Raw genomic sequence first — 628 nt, 5'->3', positions numbered from 1 at the left:
CATTTTTAGGAGAATCTGTTCCTTTGATACTTGACGGAGGAGCTTGTAAAATAGGACTTGAATCAACAATTGTTAAGGTTTGTGGTGAAAGTATTTATCTCTTGCGTCCCGGGGGGCTTGCTGCTGAAGAAATTGAAGCAGTTGCAGGGAAACCATTGAAGCGACTAGATCAACAGGCAGCGATTGAGGCGCCAGGTATGTTAAAGTCACATTATGCACCCAATGCTATGGTACGTTTGAATGTGCAAAAGGTAAAACATGGTGAGGCACTTTTAGCTTTTGGTCAAAAACGCATTATGGGTGTTGAAAATGCTGTTTCTGTTTTAAATCTTAGCGAGAGTGGGCAGTTAGAAGAGGCAGCTTCTCATTTATTTGAATATATGAAGCAATTGGATTCACTCAAGGTGAAGTATATTGCAGTAGAACCTATTCCATCGTACGGATTGGGTGAGGCTATTAATGATCGTCTCATACGTGCTGCAGCTCCAAAGGAGAAATGAAGATGGAGCAAGGTTTGATTGAGAAATTTAGAAAAATTGTTGGTGCTGCATATGCTATAACAGATCAGGCTCTTATTGCACGGTATTTGCGTGAAGAGGGTGGACTTTTCCATGGGAAAGCACCGTTG

General features: G+C 41.6%; 1 protein-coding gene. It reads left to right on the top strand.

The annotated features are described in order from the left end of the window. Nucleotides 1-500 (top strand): L-threonylcarbamoyladenylate synthase (locus ACFIK8_RS12180; RefSeq protein WP_375669580.1); only part of this gene is annotated, 500 nt, incomplete at its 5' end. Nucleotides 501-628: the final 128 nt, after the last annotated feature.

The organism is Bartonella sp. MR168JLCBS (genome assembly GCF_042194175.1).
Note: the sequence above shows the minus strand (reverse complement) of the source record. Positions and strands in the feature narration are given on the sequence as shown.